15 protein-coding genes are annotated in these 21139 nt (G+C 70.4%); 11 read left to right on the forward strand and 4 right to left on the reverse strand.

Annotation, left to right across the window (positions count from 1 at the left end; translation table 11 throughout):
* Position 1 precedes the first annotated feature (1 nt).
* Genes O7619_RS10440 through O7619_RS10455 form a run of 4 tightly spaced genes read left to right on the forward strand, consistent with a single transcriptional unit; the run spans position 2 to position 7156 of the window.
* The gene (locus O7619_RS10440; protein ID WP_282287286.1) at positions 2–1561 is read left to right on the forward strand and encodes a class I SAM-dependent DNA methyltransferase; all 1560 of its coding nucleotides are present in this window, start codon (positions 2–4) and stop codon (positions 1559–1561) included.
* Positions 1558–3048, forward strand: a complete 1491-nt coding sequence (locus O7619_RS10445) for a class I SAM-dependent DNA methyltransferase (RefSeq protein WP_282287287.1) — start codon at positions 1558–1560, stop codon at positions 3046–3048. Before O7619_RS10440 ends, O7619_RS10445 begins: the two co-directional genes overlap by 4 nt.
* Positions 3045–4229 carry a hypothetical protein gene (locus O7619_RS10450; RefSeq protein WP_282287288.1) on the forward strand — a complete coding sequence of 395 codons (1185 nt, stop codon included), beginning with the start codon at positions 3045–3047 and terminating at the stop codon, positions 4227–4229. The genes O7619_RS10445 and O7619_RS10450 overlap by 4 nt, the downstream gene beginning before the upstream one ends.
* On the forward strand, positions 4226–7156 hold the full coding sequence (locus tag O7619_RS10455; RefSeq protein ID WP_282287289.1) for a type I restriction endonuclease subunit R: 2931 nt from the start codon (positions 4226–4228) through the stop codon (positions 7154–7156). Before O7619_RS10450 ends, O7619_RS10455 begins: the two co-directional genes overlap by 4 nt.
* Here O7619_RS10455 and O7619_RS10460 read toward each other — a convergent pair.
* Together O7619_RS10460 and O7619_RS10465 are read right to left on the reverse strand one after the other, a co-directional pair.
* Positions 7150–7359 carry a DUF397 domain-containing protein gene (locus tag O7619_RS10460; protein ID WP_282287290.1) on the reverse strand — a complete coding sequence of 70 codons (210 nt, stop codon included), beginning with the start codon at positions 7357–7359 and terminating at the stop codon, positions 7150–7152. The two genes, O7619_RS10455 and O7619_RS10460, sit on opposite strands and share 7 nt — an antisense overlap.
* The gene (locus O7619_RS10465; protein WP_282287292.1) at positions 7352–8233 is read right to left on the reverse strand and encodes a helix-turn-helix transcriptional regulator; all 882 of its coding nucleotides are present in this window, start codon (positions 8231–8233) and stop codon (positions 7352–7354) included. Before O7619_RS10465 ends, O7619_RS10460 begins: the two co-directional genes overlap by 8 nt.
* Before the next feature lie 203 nt (positions 8234–8436).
* Between O7619_RS10465 and O7619_RS10470 the strand changes: the two genes are divergently transcribed.
* Both O7619_RS10470 and O7619_RS10475 read left to right on the forward strand, forming a co-directional pair.
* On the forward strand, positions 8437–8688 hold the full coding sequence (locus tag O7619_RS10470; protein WP_282287294.1) for a hypothetical protein: 252 nt from the start codon (positions 8437–8439) through the stop codon (positions 8686–8688).
* Complete coding sequence (locus O7619_RS10475; RefSeq protein ID WP_282287296.1) at positions 8685–10373, forward strand: hypothetical protein; 1689 nt, start codon at positions 8685–8687, stop codon at positions 10371–10373. The genes O7619_RS10470 and O7619_RS10475 overlap by 4 nt, the downstream gene beginning before the upstream one ends.
* Here O7619_RS10475 and O7619_RS10480 read toward each other — a convergent pair.
* On the reverse strand, positions 10362–11075 hold the full coding sequence (locus O7619_RS10480) for a hypothetical protein (protein WP_282287297.1): 714 nt from the start codon (positions 11073–11075) through the stop codon (positions 10362–10364). The two genes, O7619_RS10475 and O7619_RS10480, sit on opposite strands and share 12 nt — an antisense overlap.
* A 90-nt stretch (positions 11076–11165) precedes the next feature.
* Positions 11166–13013, reverse strand: a complete 1848-nt coding sequence (gene ilvD, locus O7619_RS10485; protein ID WP_282287299.1) for a dihydroxy-acid dehydratase — start codon at positions 13011–13013, stop codon at positions 11166–11168.
* A 111-nt stretch (positions 13014–13124) separates the two neighbouring features.
* On the opposite strand from ilvD, the gene O7619_RS10490 reads away from it, so the two are divergent.
* From O7619_RS10490 to serA, 5 genes are all read left to right on the forward strand, one after another.
* Complete coding sequence (locus O7619_RS10490) at positions 13125–15560, forward strand: bifunctional diguanylate cyclase/phosphodiesterase (RefSeq protein ID WP_282287301.1); 2436 nt, start codon at positions 13125–13127, stop codon at positions 15558–15560.
* Between the two features lie 179 nt (positions 15561–15739).
* The gene (locus O7619_RS10495) at positions 15740–17659 is read left to right on the forward strand and encodes an acetolactate synthase large subunit (protein ID WP_282287303.1); all 1920 of its coding nucleotides are present in this window, start codon (positions 15740–15742) and stop codon (positions 17657–17659) included.
* A complete protein-coding gene (ilvN, locus tag O7619_RS10500; RefSeq protein ID WP_281584530.1) occupies positions 17659–18174 on the forward strand; it encodes an acetolactate synthase small subunit in 516 nt (171 codons plus the stop codon). The genes O7619_RS10495 and ilvN overlap by 1 nt, the downstream gene beginning before the upstream one ends.
* Positions 18175–18232: 58 nt before the next feature.
* Positions 18233–19246, forward strand: coding sequence for a ketol-acid reductoisomerase (ilvC, locus tag O7619_RS10505; RefSeq protein WP_282287305.1), 1014 nt, complete (start codon positions 18233–18235; stop codon positions 19244–19246).
* A gap of 276 nt (positions 19247–19522) precedes the next feature.
* A complete protein-coding gene (gene serA / locus O7619_RS10510; RefSeq protein WP_282287306.1) occupies positions 19523–21121 on the forward strand; it encodes a phosphoglycerate dehydrogenase in 1599 nt (532 codons plus the stop codon).
* The last annotated feature ends 18 nt before the right edge of the window (positions 21122–21139 follow it).

Consider the following 21139-nt stretch of genomic DNA (forward strand, 5'->3'; position numbering starts at 1 on the left):
CATGACCGATCGTTATGCGCGGGCTTCCGCGGCACCCCGTGACACGCTCGCCATCCCGCTCAGCCTCTCGGAGCTGGAGCAGTATCTGGCCCGCGCCGCCGACCTGCTGCGCGGCAGCATCGACCAGGCGGACTTCAAGGCGTACATCTTCCCGCTGATGTTCTTCAAGCGGATCAGCGACGTCTACACCGAGGAGTACGAGCGGGCCCTGGCGGAGTCGGACGGCGACCATGCGTACGCGTCGTTCCCGGAGAACCACCGCTTCGGCATCCCCACCGGCAGCCTCTGGGAGGACGTGCGCGCCCGCACCGAGAACATCGGGCAGGCGCTGGTGACCGCGTTCCGGGCAATAGAGAAGGTCAACCCGGATGTGCTGTACGGCATCTTCGGCAGCGCCGCCTGGACCAACAAGGACAAGCTGCCCGACGCCAAGCTGCGCGATCTCATCGAGCACTTCTCCACCCGGACGCTGAGCAACGCGGTCGTCGCGCCGGACGTGTTCGGGCAGGCGTACGAATATCTCATCAAGCGGTTCGCGGACCAGTCGAACAAGAAGGCCGGCGAGTACTACACCCCGCGCCCGGTGGTGAGACTGCTCGTCGACATCCTCGACCCGCAGGAGGGCGAGACGGTTTACGACCCGGCCTGCGGCACGGGCGGCATGCTCATCGAGGTCATCGAGCACGTAAAGCGCCAGGGCGGCCGACCGCAGACGCTCTGGGGCAAGCTGTTCGGGCAGGAGAAGGTGCTCGCCACCTCCGGCCTCGCCAAGATGAACCTCCTCCTGCACGGCGTCCAGGACTTCAGGATCGAGCACGAGGACACGCTGCGTGCGCCGGCCTTCTTCGACGGCGGTCGCCTCACCCAGTTCGACTGCGTCATCGCCAACCCGCCGTTCTCGCTCAAGAACTGGGGCGAGCAGGCGTGGGGCACCGACCCGTGGGGCCGCAACCGGCTCGGGGGCGTGCCACCCAAGGGGTACGCCGACTGGGCGTGGGTCCAGCACATGATCGAATCCGCGGCGCCCGGCACCGGCCGGGTGGCCGTCGTACTCCCGCAGGGTGCGCTGTTCCGCCAGGGCGCCGAGGGGCGCATCCGCGAGTTCGTGCTGAAGGCGGACCTGGTCGAGGCCGTGATCGGCCTCGCGCCGAACCTCTTCTACGGCACCGGCCTGGCCGCGTCCGTGTTGATCCTGCGTCGGCGGAAGGCCGAAGAGCGCGCGGGCCGGGTGCTGTTCGTCAACGGCGAGACGCTGTTCCGGCGTGGCCGTAACCAGAACACGCTCGAACCCGAGCACGCCGACACGCTGCTGCGCACCGTCCAGTCGTTCACCGACGCACCCGGCCTGGCGGCCGTCGCCACGCTCGACGACATCAAGGCCAACGGCTTCAACCTCAACATCCCGCTGTACGTCGCGCCCGTCGACGACGGCGAGCAACGCACGTTGGAGCAGACCCTGGCCGACCTCGAAGCGGCCCACGCCGCAGCACGCGAGACACGCGCCGCGCTGGAGGTTGAACTGGCCAAGTGGGGCCTCGGCCCGACGGAGGTGACGGCATGAGCACCCGCATCACCCAGCGCGAGCTGGAGTCCTATCTGTGGGGCGCGGCCGTCGTGCTGCGCGGCCTCATCGACGCCGGGGACTACAAGCAGTACATCTTCCCGCTGGTCTTCCTCAAGCGGCTCTCCGACGTCTACGACGAAGAGCACGCCGCCGCGCTGGCCGCCTACGGCGAAGAGGCACTGGCCGACCTGCCGGAGAACCACCGCTTCGCCATCCCCGACGGCGCCCACTGGCAGGACATCCGCGCGGCCGGCGCCGATGTCGGCGCGGCGGTCCTGACCGCCATGCGGGCGATCGAGGCGGCCAACCCGGACACCCTGGCCGGCGTGTTCGGCGACGGCGAGTGGGGCAACAAGAGCCTGCTGCCCGACCGGACCGTCAAGGAACTCATCGAGCACTTCTCCACCAAGACGCTGTCGGTGGCGAACCTGCCGGAGGACGAACTCGGTCAGGGGTACGAATATCTGATCAAGAAGTTCGCCGACGACTCCGGCCACACCGCGCAGGAGTTCTACACCAATCGCACGCTCGTGCACCTGATGACGATGATGCTCAAGCCCGAACCAGGTGAGTCGGTCTACGACCCGACCTGCGGCACCGGGGGAATGCTCATCTCCACCGCCGCCGAGCTTCGCCGGCAGGGCAAGGAGTGGCGTAACCTGCGGCTGTACGGGCAGGAACTCAACTACGGCACGTCGGCCATCGCCCGGATGAACCTGTTCCTGCACGGCATCGTCGACGGCGACATCGCGTACGGCGACACGCTCACCAAGCCCGCCTTCCTCGACGGCAACCGGCTGCGCACGTTCGACGTGGTGCTCGCCAACCCGCCCTACTCCATCAAGGCGTGGAACCGGACCGCGTTCACGAACGACCCTTACGGCCGTAACATGTGGGGAGTGCCTCCGCAGGGGCGCGCCGACTACGCGTTCTTCCAGCACATCGCGGCCAGCCTCGATCCGGAGTCCGGCCGGGCCGCGATTCTTCTCCCGCATGGGGTGCTGTTCCGGCGGGACGAGCTTGCGATGCGGTCTGGGCTGATCAAATCCGACCTCGTTGAGTGCGTGTTGGGGCTGGCAGAGGGCCTGTTCTACAACTCACCCATGCCGGCGGCTGTGGTGATCCTACGAGCGCGTAAGCCGGCCGACAGGAAGGGGAAAGTCCTCTTCATCGACGCTCGGACGGAAGTCGCGCGGGAACAGAGCCAGTCGTTCCTGCATGGCCGCCACCAACAGAAGATCCTCGCTACCTATGAGGGCTTCGAGGAACAAGACGGCTTCGCTGCGGTCGCCACGCTCGACGAGATCGGCGACAAGGGGAACAGCCTCGCCATCCCGCTCTATGTCAGCCGCAACGGCGTGGACGATTCAGCCGAAGCTGTAGACGTCATCGACGCAATCGCCGCCTGGCGAGCCTCGGCGGCGGAGGCGGAGCGCGCCATCGGTGACGTGCTCGCCATGCTGCGGCAGGAGGTAGCCAAGTGAGCCTCAATCTGGACAAGAGCGGCTGGAAGCGCGTCGCGCTCGGAGACGTGATCAGGCACGTCACCGACCGGGTGGACCCGGAAACCTCTGGTCTGGAGCGATTCCTCGCCGGAGAACACATCCCCAGCAACAGCCTCCACATCACGGATTGGGGCGTCATCGGGCGCGACCCCATCGGCCCGATGTTCTACAAGCGCTTCCGGCCCGGCCATGTGCTCTACGTGTCGCGTCGTTCCTACCTGCGCAAGACGGCCGTGCCTGATTTCGAGGGGATCACCGGCGAGAAGACGTTCGTCCTGGAAACTCGTGATCCGAGCGTCCTACTACAGGAATTCCTGCCGTTCCTGCTCAGCGCGGATGCGTTTCACGCCTACGCGGTTGCCAACTCGCGTGGCTCAGTCAATCCCTATATCAACTGGGGTGATATGGCGAACTACCAGCTCGATCTTCCGGGCCTTGAGGAGCAGAAGCGACTTGCTGACCTGCTTTGGGCGATGGAGATTCATCGTCGCTCCCTTGTGCGCGTGCGGATCGCGGTAGTGCGTGAGCGTCTTCATGCCGTGGATCGACACGTTCATGCTGCTCTAGGCGTTAAGCAGGTTCCGCTCGCGGCAGTGGCCGAGGTCAGAGGTGGAATTCAAAAGGGCAAGGTCGCTCGTGGTGCACGGGTTGATCGACCATACCTTCGAGTGGCGAATGTTCAGAATGGAGCCCTAAATCTGGACGAGGTGAAGACCATTGAGGTCTCGGAGGAAGAGGCCGAACGCTATGCGCTCCGCGCTGGCGATGTTCTTATGACCGAGGGTGGCGATATAGACAAGCTAGGCCGCGGTGCTGTCTGGCGAGAGCAAGTCGAAGATTGTCTCCATCAGAACCATGTCTTTGCTGTGAGAGTTAGGCGCGATATCGTTTCGCCGGACTGGATAAGCCTGCATACCGAATCTTCTCACGGGCGATCCTACTTCCGTATTGCCGCAAAGAGAACCAGTAATCTGGCTTCTGTCAACAAGTCCCAGGTGGCATACTTCCCTGTTGGCCTGACGCCTCTCGACGAGCAGCGTCGAAGTGTTTCTGAAATCGGTTGCTTCAATCGCGCAATTGCAAGCTTAAAAAAAGAAGAAAATGCTGTTGTCGCGAATTCTTCAGCGTTGCTGAGGTCAATTTGTGGTGGCGATGTATGAGCTTCAACGAGGCCAATTCGGTTCGGGACTTTGTGCGTGATCTTGTCGCTTCGCGTGACATTCAGTTCGTGCCCGGTAAACAGTTGCCTCGCCGCGAGGACGAAGTCCTGCTGGAGGGGCCGCTCAAAGGGGCCCTGATCCGGTTGAACCCCTCGATCGAGGCGGATCCGCGACGCGCCGACGAGGTCATCTACCAGCTTCGGGCGATCATCCTGGCTGCACGCCGTACGCCGAACCCGGTGGTCGCCAACGAGCAGTTCGCCGCCTGGTTGACCGGGCAGAAGTCGATGCCGTTCGGCCCGGCTGGTGAGCACGTCACGGTCCGCCTCATCGACTTCGACAACCCGGATCCAAGTACCAATCAGTGGATCGTCTCGACGGAGGTGACCTACCGGGTCGGGCGGGTCGAGCGCCGCTTCGACCTGGTGTTGTGGTGCAACGGTTTTCCGCTGGTCGTCGGCGAGGCGAAGTCGGCAGTCCGCCCCGCGTACTCCTGGATCGACGCGGCGGCGCAGATCAACGAGGACTACGAGGTCAACGTACCGGCGTTCTTCGTGCCGAACGTGTTCAGCTTCGCCACCGAGGGCAAGGACTTCCGCTACGGCTCGGTCGGTATGCCGGTCGGCCTCTGGGGTCCGTGGCGGGAGGAAACAGACGACGACGCCCCGGCGCGGTCCGGTCTGGCGGTGGTGCGCGAGGCCGCCGAGGGTGTGCTGTCACCGGCGGCGGTGCTGGACTTCCTGCGCTTCTTCACGGTGTTCGCCACCGACAAGAAGCACCGCAAGATAAAGATCATCGCGCGGTTCCAGCAGTTCCAGGCGACGAACCTGATCGTCGAGCGGGTGCTGCACGGGCGGATCAAGCAGGGGCTGATCTGGCACTTCCAGGGTTCGGGCAAGTCGCTGCTGATGGTGTTCACCGCGCAGAAGCTGCGCGCCACGGCGGGGCTGACCAACCCCACCGTCATCATCGTGGTGGACCGGATCGACCTGGACACCCAGATCACCGGCACGTTCAACGCCTCGGACGTGCCGAACCTCGTCTCGACCAACAGCCGTCGAGAGCTTCAGGACCTGCTCAGCACGGGTGCGCGGAAGGTCATCATCACCACCGTGCACAAGTTCGGTGAGGCGCCGGGCGTGCTGGACGCCCGAGACAACATCATCGTCATGGTCGACGAGGCCCACCGCTCTCAGGAGGGTGACTACGGTCGCAAGATGCGTGAGGCCCTGCCGAACGCGTTTCTCTTCGGCCTGACGGGCACTCCGATCAACCGCCGTGACCGCAACACGTTCATGTGGTTCGGGTCCACAAAGGATGAGGGCGGCTACCTGTCGCGGTATTCGTTCCAGGACTCGATCCGGGACGGGGCGACGCTGCCGCTGCACTTCGAGCCGCGCCTGTCGGAGATCCACCTCGACGAGGCCGCGATCGACGCCGCCTTCGCGGAGTTGGCCGAGCAGCACCGGCTCACCGAGGCCGACAAGTCGACGCTGTCCAGGCGGGCCGCCTCGCTGGAGTCGCTGATCAAGTCTCCCGGGCGGGTTCGCCGGATCGCCGAGGACATCGCCGAGCACTTCCGGGCCAAGGTTGAACCGCAGGGGTTAAAGGCGCAGGTGGTCGTCTACGACAAGGAAACCTGCGTCGCCTACAAGGCGGCACTCGACGACATCCTCGGCCCCGACGCCTCCACGGTCGTGATGAGCCGCACCGCCCGCGACCCCGAGGAGTGGAAGGAATACACGCCCGACCGGGACGAGTTGGAGCGCATCACCGCCCGGTTCAACGATCCGGCCGATCCCCTGAAGATCATCATTGTGACGGCGAAGCTGCTCGTCGGCTTCGACGCGCCCATCCTCTACGCGCAGTACGTCGACAAGCCGCTCAAGGAGCACAACCTGCTCCAGGCCATCACCCGCACCAACCGCGTCTACCCGCCGAGCAAGACGCACGGCCTGATCGTCGATTACCTGGGCATCTTCGACAACGTCGCCAAGGCGTTCGCCTTCGACGAGAAGAGCGTCCAGCAGGTGATCAGCAACATCGACGTGCTGAAAAACCAGCTCCGCCCGGCTGTCGAGGCGGCACTGGCCTTCTTTCCGGGCGTCGACCGGACCGTGGGCGGCTACGAAGGGCTCGTCGCCGCGCAGAACGCTATCAGCAGCGACGAGGCCCGCGACGCCTTCGGCGCGGCCTACAGCATCGTCGCCCAACTCTGGGAAACCCTCAGCCCCGACCCGGTCGTCTCGCCCTACGCCACCGACTACCGGTGGCTCACCGACGTGTACGAGTCGGTGCGACCCTCGGACATCGCCGGCCGGCTGGTCTGGCACACCCTCGGGGCAAAGACGTTGGAACTCATCAACGAACACGTCACCGTCGAGGTGCCCCGCACCGACCTCGACACGATCGTGCTCGACGCCCAGGTGATCGAAGACCTGATGACCGGCCGGCGGCCGGACGTCGACCCGGTCGAGGTCGAAAAGTGGATCACCGCCCGCATCGCCAAGCACAAGGGCAACCCGGCCTTCGTCGAACTCGGCAAGCGACTCGCGGCGCTGCGGCAGAAGTATGCCCACGCTCAGCAAGCCAGCCTTGACTTCCTGAAGGAGCTGTTCGCCCTCGCCCGGGACACCGTCGCCGCGGAGAAGGCCGCCGCCCAGATCCCCCGCGAGGACCAAGGCAAGGCGGCGCTCACCGAGCTGTTCCAGTCGCTCAAGGGCAACGGAACGCCGATCATCGCCGAGAAGATCGTCGAGGAGGTGGATGAGGTCGTGCGAGCGGTGCGCTTCGACGGCTGGCAGGACACCCGCGACGGCGACCGCCTGGTCCAGCAGTCCCTGCGCAAGGTGCTCTACATCAAATTCAAGATCCGCGACAACGACGTGTATGAGCGCGCCCTCGGCTACATTCGCGAGTACTACTGAACGGCCCTGACCCGAGGGCGCCTGGTCTGGGCGGTGAAGGTGGTCCAGGCGGCGGGGGTGAAGGTGAGGACCGGACCCGCCGGGTCCTTGCTGTCGCGTACGGCGACGAGGCCGGGCAGGTTGTCGGCAACCTCGACACACTCGCCGCCGTTGCTGCCACTGCGGGTGCTTTTGCGCCACTGGGCTCCGGTCAGATCAGCCATGGTGTACCTCCCCGATGATCTTGTCGATCAACCGTCTCGACGGGCCCTGGTCGAGAGCAAGCTCATCGATGCTCGCCCAAACTTTCTCATATGCGGCGAGTTCCTGGGGTCGGTCCAGGTACAGCGCGCCGGTCCACGATTCGCTGTAGACGACTGGCGGCTCGGGCGTTGCCCGGTTGCCTGCGGGGAACGCCAACATGACGAATGTGCCAGCTTCGACGCCTCGATGCAGTCCGGCCATGAGCGGTAGCACCCGAATGGAGACGTTCGGTCGGTCGCTCAGGGCTGCCAGGTGACGCAGTTGACCTGCCATCGTCGCGCTGCTCCCGACGACCCGCAGCAGCGCTGCCTCGGAGAGGACGACGTCGCAACGTGGGGCAGGCGGCAATCGGCGGCTCAACAACGCTTGGCGTTGCAGTCGGACCTCGACCAGGCGTTCCCGATCCTCGTCGCTGACCTCGGACCGGTGCTGGAACACGGCGTGCGCGTATTCCCTTGTTTGGAAGAGACCCGGCACCATCGCGTCGTAGTAGAACCGGAGTCGGCTGGCTGACTGTTCCAGGCTCACGTACAGCTCGAACCAATCGGGGATGGCGTCGCCGTAGGCGTGCCACCAACCCTTCGCCTTCGTCTCGCTCGCCAGGGCGGCCAGCGCGCCGGTCAGCTCCGCGTTCGCGTCGTAGAGCTGGCACATCGCCCGCACGTCGACCCCGCGCGCCGAGCCGAGGCCGCTCTCGATCCGCCACACCTTCTGCCGGCTGCACTCCAGCGCCTCGGCCGCCGCGTCGAGCGTCACCCCGGCCTCGGTGCGCAACTGCCGCAGCGCGCGGCCGAGCTGCCGTCGCGGCACCGTCGAACCCATGTCCTCGGCCAACGCCCCCGCCTCCGTCCAATTTTGCAACACCCGGAATGCCCTCTCCGGAATGCATATCGGTTACGGAGAAATAAGTCAAGAATCGGGGCTTGAGTACGTTGCGCCGATGCCGGCAAAGCCACAAGATGGCCAGCGCGAAAGCTTTGTCCTAGCGGTTATCGGAAATAGGAGTGGCGTTCTCGTGTACGTATTCTGGGAATCCCATGGGTGAGCGTTTCGTGGCGCACCTGCCGTTCACCGCGACCGACCTGTCCGCCGCCCGGCACTTCGCCGGCACGCTGGCCCGCTCGGTGAGCTTCCTGTCCGAGGTGGACGCCGGTGAGGTCACCGTCAGCTTCGAGGACGAGCAGTCCGTACGCCATCGGGTCTTCTGCGACCTGCCGCTGCCCGACCGCCGCCGGTGCGCGCGTCGCGTCGACCACGACGGTCCCTGCGCGCCGAGGCCGCCGCGGTGAGCGACACGGCCGCGTGCCCGGAGTGCGACGGCGGCTGCCCGCGCTGCCACTGGCGGGGCCGCCGCCGCGCGCAGCTCCTGCTCACCGTCGCCAACACCGACACCGGCGCGGTCGCCTCCCACCGGGTGACGCCCGCCGACCTCGACCCCCGACCGGATCCGGCCGGCGGCGCGGTGGCCGACCTGACCACCCGGGTACGCGACCTCGCGTCCACCATCGCCGTCGCGCTCGACCCCGACCCGCTGCGGGTACGCCTCCCGCCGGCCTGGCGTCCCGAGCTGCCCGCCACCGAGCGGCACACCCTCGCGGCGCAGGCCCTCGCCGACGCGGCCCGCCGCCCGTGGCGGCTCTGGGTGGGCGGCTCGACCGCCCGGTCCCCGGTGGATCCCCAGATCCGGCTCGCCCAGCTCTGCCGCCTGGCCGACCTGCTCCTGCTCGACCTCGTCGTGACGGTCCGCCGATGCGACGGCCATCGGGTGTGGACGGTCCGCTACGAAGTGCCCGGCTCACCCGTTCCCGGCGGGCCGGTCGAGGGCAGCCCCGACCTGGCGACCGCGCTGACGCTGACCGACGCGCGGGCAGCCCTGGCCGGCCTCACCGAGCGGGGACGGTCCGCGCCGGCCCGGCCGCTCGACGCCGGCCCCCGGCGCTGCGGCACGGCGCAGGGACCGCCGGTTCCGGCACCGATCGAGCCGGTCGGCCGGATCGAGCGACGCGTCCTCGCCGAGCTGGCCGGCGGTGTCGACCGGCCGGGCGCCCAGGCGGTGTGGCGGGAGGGCGGCTGGTGGCTCACCGGCCTGCGGCGGGCCGGCTCACCCGGTCGGTCGGCGGTTCGGGGACGGCCGCCCCTGTGTCGGGTCGCCGAGCCACTCGAACCGTCCCGGCTCGGCGCACCGGCTCCCGATCGGGACCGCCCGGCGGTGCTGGTCACCGTCACCGACCTGCGGTACCGGGTGGTGCACCTGACCTGGCGGAGCGGCACCCCGGAGACCACCGGCACGGTGGCCACCGCGCCGGACGGCCGGTCGGTGGTGCAGCTCCCCGAACGCTACCGGCTCGGCGCGTGGGCGCGCGTTTTCGGCGTACGTGGGGAGGACCTGGCGGAGGCGGACGGCGGCCACATGATCGCCCGCGACCTGCGCGACGGATACGTCACCCTGCCCTGGGTCGGGGCCGACCCGGTGGGGGAGTACGTGCGCCGGGCCGGGGCGGACCTGCCCGCCGGTCGGCTTCTCGTCACCGCCGCCCGCCCGACGGTGCCGCCGCCTTCCGAGCTGGTCCGGCTCGTGCTCGGCCTGGACCTGGCGCTGCACCTCAGCGTGCTCGACCTGCGGCGGCATGCCGGCCACCCGCTGTGGCTGGACGGCCGGTGGTGGTCGGTGGAGGTACGCCCGCGCGACGCCCCGGTGCATCCGGACGACCTGCCCACCCGGCCCAGCCTGGCGGCAGCGCTCGACGACTGCCTCACCCACCTGACCGACGACGTGGCCGAACTGGTCCCCACCGACCCGGACGAGCCGCTCCCGGTGCCCGGCTCACCGGCCCGCGAGCCCGTCACCGACCCGGTGCCCGCGTTGCTCCGGCTCGCTGCGCAGCACGCCGGCCGGGCGTTGACCCTGCGCGTGACCCGCGACGGCCACACCGTGCACCGCCATGACGACGACGGCGTGCGCCTAGTTGGGTAGGGCAGCCAGCCCGGCCAGCAACTCCCACCGCTCGGCGTCGGTGAGCACCGCGTACGCGGGCTCGTCGCGACGGTCGGTGTCGGCCTCGATCGCCGCGCGCTCCGGCCCGTCGGGCAGCGCGCGGATCTCGTCGGCGGTCAGGCCGGCGGCGCGCCACGCGGCCCGGTGCGCGTCGGCGCGGTGGTGCCGCAGCGAGCCCAGCCGCGTCACCAGCAGCAACGCCGGGGACGCGCCCGCCGGCTCGTACGGCGGCGACATGGCCCGGAACGCCGGCCCGCCGGTCGCCTGCCCGTGCGTCAGCACCCGGCCGACCAGGTCCGCTAGCCGGGGCACGATGGTCAGGCCGGGCAGTACGCCGGGCAGCAGCGCCCCCCACAGTTCCTCGGCGGCCTCGCCGGTGGCCCGCTGCGCGAACAGCGTCAACTCCCGGCCCAGCTCGGTCAGGTGCCAGGCGCCCTCGTCGTCGCGGACGAAGATGCCCTGCTTCAGCTCTTTCTCCATGCTGCCGGAGGTGTAGACCAGGCCGTCGGCGAGCGCGTCGGCCGGGACCGGCCGGGCCAGTACGCCGGAGAAGAAGCTGTTCTCGGCGCCGAGGTCGCAGCCGCGTTCGGCGTAGAACGCCTCCATCCGGGGCCGGGCCGCCCACCGGGCACCCACGTAGACCCGGTCGATCGCCGGTCGGATCAGTCGTGCGTAACTCACCGTCGTCTCCACGTCGCCGGACCCTACCGGCGGCGGGTGTTAAGCGGGGGCCCCGCCTATACCGCAGGCGTTAAGCGGGGGCCCCTCCTTTCACTCCGGGACGCGGCGGTAGGCGCCGTCGCTGGCGGAGGTGGCCATCGAGGCGTACGCGCGCAGCGCGGCGGAGACCGGGCGCTGCCGGTCGAGCGGGGTGTAGGGGCGGTCGCGCTTCTCCTCGGCCACCCGGCGCGCCTCCAACTCGTCGGCGGGCACGTTCAGCTCGATGGAACGGGCCGGGATGTCGATGACGATCTCGTCGCCGTCGCGCACCAGGGCGATCAGCCCGCCGGAGGCGGCCTCCGGGGAGGCGTGTCCGATGGACAGGCCGGAGGTGCCGCCGGAGAACCGGCCGTCGGTGAGCAGCGCGCAGGACCGCCCCAACCCGCGTCCCTTGAGGAACGAGGTGGGGTAGAGCATTTCCTGCATGCCGGGGCCGCCCTTGGGGCCCTCGTAGCGGATCACCACGACGTCCCCGGCGACGATCTCCTTGGCGAGGATCGCGGTGACCGCGTCGTCCTGCGACTCGTAGACCTTCGCCGGCCCACGGAAGGTCAGGCACTCCTCGGGCACGCCGGCGGTCTTCACCACGCAGCCGTCCGGCGCCAGGTTGCCGTGCAGGATGGCCAGCCCGCCGTCGGCGCTGTAGGCGTGTTCGCGGTCCCGGATGCAGCCGCCGGCGGCGTCGGTGTCCAGCGAGGACCAGCGGTTGGTGGTGGAGAACGGTTCGGTGGTGCGCACTCCGCCGGGCGCGGCGTGGAACAGCTCGACCGCCTCGGGGGTGGCCGAGCCGCCCCGGACGTCCCAGTCGGCCAGCCACTGCTGGAGGCTGGGGGAGTGCACGGCGCGCACGTCGCGGTGGAGCAGGCCGGCGCGGTCCATCTCGCCGAGGATGGCCGGGATGCCGCCAGCCCGGTGCACGTCCTCCATATGGTAGTCGGGCGAGTTGGGGGCGACCTTGGCCAGGCACGGCACCCGCCGGGAGATGGCGTCGATGTCGGCCACGTCGAAGTCCAGCTCCGCCTCGCGGGCGGCGGCGAGCAGGTGCAGGACGGTGTTCGTCGAGCCGCCCATGGCGACGTCGAGCGCGACGGCGTTCTCGAACGCCGGCCGTCCGGCGATCGAGCGGGGCAGCACGGAGGCGTCGTCCTGGTCGTACCAGCGCTTGGCGATCTCGACGGCGGTGCGGCCGGCCTCGACGAACAGCGACCGGCGCGCGGCGTGGGTGGCGAGCGTCGAGCCGTTGCCGGGCAGCGCCAGGCCGATCGCCTCGGTCAGGCAGTTCATCGAGTTGGCGGTGAACATGCCGGAGCAGGAGCCGCAGGTCGGGCAGGCCGAGCGTTCGATCTCGCCGAGCTGGTCGTCGGTGACCGCCTCGTTGGAGGAGGCGATCATGGCGTCGATCAGGTCGATCTTGGAGTGGACGACGCCCTCGACGGCCACCGTCTTGCCGGCCTCCATCGGGCCGCCGGAGACGAAGACGGTCGGGATGTTGAGCCGCAGCGCGGCGAGCAGCATCCCGGGGGTGATCTTGTCGCAGTTGGAGATGCAGACCAGGGCGTCCGCGCAGTGCGCGTTGACCATGTATTCCACCGCGTCGGCGATCAGCTCCCGGCTGGGCAGCGAGTAGAGCATGCCGCCGTGGCCCATGGCGATGCCGTCGTCGACGGCGATCGTGTTGAACTCCCGACCCACGCCGCCGGCGTCGGCCACCGCGTCGGCGACCAGGCCGCCGAGGTCCTTGAGGTGGACATGACCGGGTACGAACTGGGTGAAACTGTTCGCGATGGCGACGATCGGCTTGCCGAAGTCGTCGTCGGTCATCCCGGTGGCCCGCCAGAGGGCCCGGGCGCCGGCCATCGTCCGACCATGGGTGGATGTCCTCGACCGCAGCTCAGGCATGGATACCAGTCTGACACCGCCGGGCCGTCCGTCCCCACCCGCGCGCCCCGTGTCCCAACAGTTGCACACCCGACGCCCCACGGGAGGCGCGAATCCGGCACAGTTGGACGTGTGCAGTCGTCCCCGGGGATGGTCACCGTCGCGTCGCTGAGCGGTCTCGTCGCGGCCGGCGCCGTCGCGATGCTCGCCGTGTCGGCCCGACGCCCCGTCTGCCCCCGCCGACAGGCCCACCTGCTGCTGGCCGTCGCCGGCGTGGCCGCCCTGCTCAGCCTGCTCCTCGGTCTCGGCGGCCTGCTTGCCGCCGGCGACCACTGGGCGCACCGGCAGGGCCAGCGCACGGGTTGGGCCACGCTGGTCTCGGTGTCGACCACCCTGGCCGGGCTCGGCCTCGGGGCCGCGCTGCTCCGGCTGCCCGGCGCGGCGGCGACCCGGGCCGCCATCGCCCGGCTGCTGCTCGACGGCGTCATCATGGCCACCGCGCTCTGGTTCGTCGGCTGGGTGGCCGTCAGCGCGCCGACCCGGCTGCTCGGCGCGGCGGCGCCGGTCGCCTGCCTGCCCATCCTGCTGGCCACCGTGAGCGCGGCGCTCACCGTCGGGCTGACGCTGAGCCTGGTGCTCCGGGCCGCCCCGCCGCGCGGCTGGCTGGCCCTGCTCGCCGCGGGGGCGATCGCGGTGACCGTCGGCGGGCTGGGCGTGTCCGCCGGGCTCTGCCAGGGCGGCCCGGGCATGCTGGCGGCCGGCGCCGCGGTGACCGCCGCCGGCCTGCTGGCCGTCGCCGTCGCCGGCCGGCACGCCGCCGCGACGCGGTTCGACGTCGACCTGATCCGGCGCGACGGCGAGTACGCCTTCGTGCCGATGTTCGCCATGGCCGCCTCCGCGATGTACCACCTCACCCAGGGCGGCCGGTTCGACGGATTCGGCATCGTGGCCGGCAGCGCCGAGGGGTTCGCGCTCGTGGCCCGGCAGTACCTGGCCCTCAACGACGTCCGCGGCTATGCCGTCCGGCTGGCCGAGCGGGAGGCGCACTTCCGTGAGCTGGCGCACACCGATCCGCTCACCGGCCTGGCCAACCGGCGCGGGCTGCTGCGCGCCCTGCACCGGTGCGCCGAGTCCGGCGTGCCGTGCGTGCTGCTCGGGCTCGACCTGGACGGCTTCAAGAACGTCAACGACATGCGCGGGCACGACGTGGGTGACGCGGTGCTGGCCGAGGTGGGTCGGCGGCTGCGCGGCAACCTCCGCCCGGGTGACCTGGCCGCCCGGCTCGGCGGCGACGAGTTCGCGGTGCTGATGCACGGCTCGGCCGAGCCGGGGCCGGTGGCCGAGCGGCTGCTCGGGGTGCTCGGCCGGCCGTACGAGCAGGCGGACGGGCCGGTCTTCCTGTCGGTCAGCATCGGGGTGGCCGGCAGTCACGGCAACCACGACGTCGAGCTGCTGCTGCGCAACGCCGACCTCGCGCTGCGCTACGCCAAGCAGCGCGGCAAGAACCGGATCGAGCGCTACGACGCGACGTACGACCAGTTGCTCAGCCGGCGCACCCGGTTGGAGCACGAGCTGCGGGGCGCGATCGAGCGGGACGAGCTGCGGCTGGTCTTCCAGCCGGTGGCCTCGCTGCCCTCGGTCCGGCCGGTCGGCGCCGAGGCGCTGCTCCGCTGGCACCACCCGGAGCTGGGCAACGTCCGGCCGGACGAGTTCATCCCGCTCGCCGAGGAGTGCGGGATGATCGCCAAGCTCGGCGCGTGGGTGCTGCACCAGGCCTGCTACCAGCTCTCCCGCTGGCTGGCCGACGGGCACGACGTCTGGGTGTCGGTGAACGTGTCGCCGCGCGAGCTGCACGCCCCGGAGTACGTGGTCCAGGTCGCCGACGCGCTGCGCGCCCACCACGTGCCGCCGCAGCGGCTGGTGCTGGAGGTCACCGAGCACGCCGTCGCCACCGACCTGGACGAGCTGATCCGGCGGCTGACCGCGTTGCGGCTGACCGGCGTACGGATCGCGCTCGACGACTTCGGCGCCGGCTACTCCTCGCTCGGGCAGCTCCGGCGGCTGCCGATCGACATCCTGAAGATCGACCACAGCCTGGTCGCCGAGCACGAGCCGGTCCGGCCGGTCGGCCGCGAGGGGCCGGCCTTCGCCCCGATGGTCGACATCGTCATGCGCCTCGGTCACCAGCTCGGCCTGGAGGTGATCGCGGAGGGGGTGACGAGCCCGGCGGAACTGGCCGCGGTGGTGGCCGCCGGCTGCCGGTTCGGGCAGGGCGCGCTCTTCGGCTGGGGGGTGCCGTCCGAGCACCTGGAGGCGATGTTGGAGGCGGCCACCGCGCCCGGCAACCGGCCCGCCGCGGCCCGGCCGGCGCCGCCGGCCCCACCGGTGCGAGCCCCGTCGCCGCTGCTGCCCAGGCTGCGGAACAATCCGCCCGCGCCGCGCCCTCAGGTGGAGGCTCCGCCGCAGGTGACACCGGGTGCGGAGGCGGTGCCGGCGGCCGAGCCGTCCACCCCGGTGAACCAAAATGTGGGATCAGTTGACTCATCGCGTGAGATGCGTCAGGCTTAGCCACATGTCGTCGAACCGGTCGCTGCGAGTACTTACCTGAGCGCACTCTCCCACCGAGAGTGCGCTGGCCCCGTGCATCTGCACGTGGGCTTTTTTGTTGCCGTCGGACCATCGCCGGGACGTCCGCGTCCCATCCTGACAACCGCGTCACCCACTCACAGCCGAAGGCCTGAACCGCCATGACGAGACCCACGCCAGAGACCCTCGCCCACTCCGCCCGACGAGCCCGCCCGGGCGCCGGCGCGGCCGGCGACCCCGATCACGCTCCCGCCCCCCGCCCGGGCGCCGCCCCGGCCGGAAACCGGGCCGCCCCGGCCGCGGACACCGCCGCCGCGCCCGCCCGGCAGCCCGCCACCGCGCAGGTCTCCGGCGCCGGCTCGCTGGTGCGGTCGCTGGAGGCGCTCGGCGTCGACGTGGTCTTCGGCATCCCCGGCGGCGCGATCCTGCCGGCGTACGACCCGCTCTACGACTCCACGGTGCGGCACATCCTGGTCCGCCACGAGCAGGGCGCGGGGCACGCGGCCACCGGTTACGCGCAGGCCACCGGCCGGGTCGGCGTCTGCATCGCCACCTCCGGCCCGGGCGCGACGAACCTGGTCACCCCGATCGCCGACGCCTACATGGACTCGGTGCCGATGGTGGCGATCACCGGCCAGGTGGCCCGGCCGTCGATCGGCACGGACGCCTTCCAGGAGGCCGACATCCAGGGGATCACGCTGCCGATCACCAAGCACAACTTCCTGGTGCAGACCGCCGACGAGATCCCCCGGGTGCTGGCCGAGGCGTTCCACCTGGCCTCGACCGGTCGGCCCGGCCCGGTGCTCGTCGACATCCCCAAGGACGTCCTCCAGGCGGAGGCCACCTTCTCCTGGCCGCCTACGCTGGACCTGCCCGGTTACCGGCCCACCCTGCACCCGCACGGCAAGCAGATCCGGGAGGCGGCCCGGCTGATGGCCGCGGCGCGTCGCCCGGTGCTCTACGTCGGCGGCGGCGTGCTCAAGGCCGGGGCCACCGAGGGGCTGCGCCGGCTGGCCGAGCTGACCGGGATTCCGGTGGTGACCACGTTGATGGCGCTCGGCGCGTTCCCCGACTCGCACCGCCAGCACCTGGGCATGCCCGGCATGCACGGCACGGTCGCCGCGGTCTACGGCCTCCAGAAGGCCGACCTGATCGTGGCGCTCGGCGCCCGCTTCGACGACCGGGTGACCGGCAAGCTGGACTCGTTCGCGCCGGACGCGACAGTGGTGCACGCCGACATCGACCCGGCCGAGATCGGCAAGAACCGGCACGCCGACGTCCCGATCGTGGGCGACGCGCGGCACGTGATCGACGAGTTGATCGCGGCGGTCGTCGCCGAGCGGGCCGCCCACCCCGCGGTCGACCTGGCCGACTGGTGGACCCAGCTCGACGACCTGCGCGAGCGTTACCCGCTCGGCTTCGAGGAGCCGGGCGACGGCACGCTCGCCCCGCAGCACGTGATCAAGCGGCTGGGCGAGCTCGCCGGCCCGGACGCGATCTACGTCGCCGGCGTCGGGCAGCACCAGATGTGGGCCAGCCAGTTCATCTCGTACGAGAAGCCGAACACCTGGCTCAACTCCGGCGGCCTGGGCACCATGGGCTACGCCGTGCCGGCGGCGATGGGCGCGAAGGTGGGCCGGCCGGACACCGCGGTGTGGGCGGTCGACGGTGACGGCTGCTTCCAGATGACCAACCAGGAGCTGGCCACCTGCGCGCTGGAGGGCATCCCGATCAAGGTCGCCGTGATCAACAACGGCAACCTGGGCATGGTCCGGCAGTGGCAGACCCTGTTCTACGGGGAGCGCTACTCCAACACCGAGCTGGGCACGCACAAGCACCGCATCCCCGATTTCGTCAAGCTCGCCGAGGCGCTCGGCTGCGTCGGGCTGCGCTGCGAGAACGCCGCCGACGTGGACAAGACCATCGAGGCCGCGATGGCGATCAACGACGCGCCCGTGGTCATCGACTTCGTGGTCGGCAAGGACGCGATGGTGTGGCCGATGGTGGCCGCCGGCACCAGCAACGACGAGATCATGTTCGCCCGGGGCGTGCGCCCTGTCTTCGACGAGGACGATATCTGATGACCTTGCACACGCTCTCCGTGCTGGTGGAGAACAAGCCGGGTGTCCTGGCCCGGGTCTCCGGGCTGTTCTCCCGGCGCGGGTTCAACATCGACAGCCTCGCCGTGGGCGAGACCGAGCACCCCGACGTCTCCCGGATCACCATCGTGGTCAACGCCGAGTCCTCGCCGCTGGAGCAGGTGACCAAGCAGCTCAACAAGCTGGTCAACGTGCTCAAGATCGTGGAGCTGGACCCGCAGGTGTCGGTGGCCCGGGAGTTGCTGCTGGTCAAGGTCCGCGCGGACCGCAGCGCCCGCGCCCAGGTGCTGGAGACGGTGAGCCTGTTCCGGGCCCGGGTGGTCGACGTCGCGCCGGACACACTCACCGTGGAGGCCACCGGCACCCCGGACAAGCTCGACGCGCTCCTGCGTGACCTGGAGCCGTTCGGCATCAAGGAGATGGTCCAGTCCGGCACGGTGGCCATCGGGCGTGGCTCCCGCGCCATCACCGCCGGCCCGGCGCTGCGCGCCGCCTGATCCGTACCCACCAGTTTTTCGACGGGCCGACGGGCACCGCCGTAGGAAAGGGAAGTCAATGAGCGTTGAGGTGTACTACGACGACGACGCCGACCTGGGCCTGATCCAGGGCCGCAAGGTCGCCGTGATCGGGTACGGCAGCCAGGGCCACGCGCACGCGCTGTCGCTCCGCGACTCCGGCGTCGACGTGGTGATCGGTCTGCCCGCCGGCTCGAAGAGCCGGCCGAAGGCGGAGGAGCAGGGCCTGCGGGTGCTCACCCCGGCCGAGGCGGCGGCCGAGGCCGACGTGATCATGATCCTGGCGCCGGACACCGCCCAGCGCGGCCTCTACACCGAGGCCATCGCGCCGAACCTGGCGCCCGGCAAGGCGGTCTTCTTCGGCCACGGCTTCAACATCCGGTACGGCCTGATCAAGCCGCCGGCCGAGGTGGACGTGGCGATGGTCGCCCCGAAGGGCCCCGGTCACCTGGTCCGCCGCCAGTACGTCGACGGCAAGGGCGTGCCCTGCCTGGTCGCCGTGGAGCAGGACGCCAGCGGCAACGCCTTCGGCCTGGCCCTGGCGTACGCCAAGGCGATCGGTGGCACCCGGGCCGGCGCGATCCGGACCACGTTCACCGAGGAGACCGAGACCGACCTCTTCGGCGAGCAGGCGGTGCTCTGCGGCGGCGCGGCGGCGCTCGTGCAGACCGGCTTCGAGGTGCTCACCGAGGCCGGCTACGCCCCCGAGGTGGCTTACTTCGAGTGCCTGCACGAGCTGAAGCTCATCGTCGACCTCATGTACGAGGGCGGCATCGCCCGGATGCGCTACAGCATCTCCGACACCGCCGAGTACGGCGACCTGTCCCGCGGCCCCCGGGTCGTCGACGCCCGGGTCAAGGAGGAGATGCGCAAGATCCTCGGCGAGATCCAGTCCGGCGAGTTCGCCCGCGAGTGGGTGGCCGAGGACGAGTCCGGCCGGCCCAACTTCGCCAAGTGGCGGGCCGAGGGCGCGGCGCACCCGATCGAGGAGACCGGGCAGAAGCTGCGCGCCATGATGAGCTGGGTGGACCGGTCGCTCACCGAGACCGCCTGACCCGACACACACCGCGCGGCCCGCGACCCGACGCTCTCCCCGGCGTCGGGCCGCGGGCCGCCGCATGTGTACGTGAACGGCGGATGTCGGGCGTGCGACGGGGCTGTGTGAGGGCACTCACCCCACGGTCCGGGACCCGGAGGGCGGGCCGCGCCCTACCATCCTTGGTGTGGTGCCCTCGCGCGGCACCCGACGGCCATGGCACGGATCGGCGCAGGGCGCAGCGCGGCGTCCCGACGCCCCGGGCCAACCGACTCCGAGCGTCTACGAGGACCGATGAATCCTGTCGTACTGATCGCCGAAGAACTCGCCCCCGCCGCCATCGAGGTGCTCGCGCACGACTTCGACGTGCGCCACGTGGACGGCACCGACCGCCCGGCCCTGCTCTCCGCCCTCGCCGAGGCGGACGCGGTGATCGTACGCAGCGCCACCCAGATCGACGCCGAGGCGGTCGCCGCGGCGCCCCGGCTGAAGGTGGTCGCCCGGGCCGGCGTCGGCCTGGACAACGTCGAGGTGCCCGCCGCCACCGCACGGGGCGTCATGGTGGTGAACGCGCCCACCTCCAACATCGTCTCCGCCGCCGAGCAGGCCGTCGCGCTGCTGCTCGCGGTGGCCCGCAACACCGCGAGCGCCAGCGCCGCGCTCAAGGCCGGCGAGTGGAAGCGGTCGAAGTACACGGGCGTGGAGCTTCAGGGCAAGACCGTCGGCGTGGTCGGCCTCGGCCGCATCGGCGTGCTGTTCGCGTCCCGCATCGCCGCGTTCGGCACCCGGCTGATCGCGTACGACCCGTACATCCAGCCGGCTCGGGCCGCGCAGCTCGGGGTGCGCCTGGTCGGCCTGGAGGAGCTGCTGCGGGAGAGCGACTTCATCTCGATCCACCTGCCCAAGACGCCGGAGACGGTGGGCCTGATCGGCGAGAAGGAGCTGGCGATCGTCAAGCCGGGCGTCCGGATCGTCAACGCCGCCCGGGGCGGGCTCGTCGACGAGCAGGCGCTCGCGGACGCGATCGCCGAGGGCCGGGTCGCCGGCGCCGGCATCGACGTGTACGCCAAGGAGCCCTGCACCTCCTCGCCGCTGTTCGCGTTCGACAACGTGGTGGCCACCCCGCACCTGGGCGCCTCCACGAACGAGGCGCAGGACAAGGCCGGCCTGGCGGTGGCGAAGAGCGTCAAGCTGGCGTTGCAGGGCGAGTTCGTGCCGGACGCGGTGAACGTGCAGGCCGGTGGCGTCGTCGCCGAGGACGTCCGGCCGCTGCTGCCGCTGGCCGAGAAGCTGGGCCGGGCCTTCACCGCCCTGGCCGGCGGGGTGGCCGCGAGCGTCACCGTCGAGGTGCGCGGTGAGATCGCCACCCACGACGTGTCGGTGCTCAAGCTCGCCGCCACCAAGGGGCTGTTCAGCTCCGTGGTGGAGGAGCAGGTCACCTACGTCAACGCGCCGCACCTGGCCGCCGAGCGGGGCGTCGAGGTCACGCTCGCCACGCCGGCCGAGACCGCCGACCACCCGAACCTGGTGACCGTGCGTGGCGCGCTGCCGGACGGGCGTACCGTCGGGGTCTCCGGCACGGTGACCCACTCCGGCGCCCGCGACGTGCTGAAGCTGACCGAGGTGGACGGTTTCGACGTCGAGATCGGCGCGGAGGGCATCCTGGTCTTCCTGCGCTACGTCGACCGGCCCGGTGTGGTCGGCACGGTCGGCACGCTGCTCGGCGAGGCCGGCGTCAACATCGCCGCGATGCAGGTGGCCCGGCGGGAGGCCGGCGGTGAGACGCTGATGACGCTCACCGTCGACCAGGCGCTCGGCGCCGACCTGCTCACCTCCGCGGCGGACTCGATCGGCGCGGTCGCGGCCAGCGCGGCGGACCTGCGCGACGAGTAGTCCGAACAGGACTGATCG

Source organism: Micromonospora sp. WMMD998 (assembly GCF_029581235.1).
Classification (GTDB): domain Bacteria; phylum Actinomycetota; class Actinomycetes; order Mycobacteriales; family Micromonosporaceae; genus Micromonospora.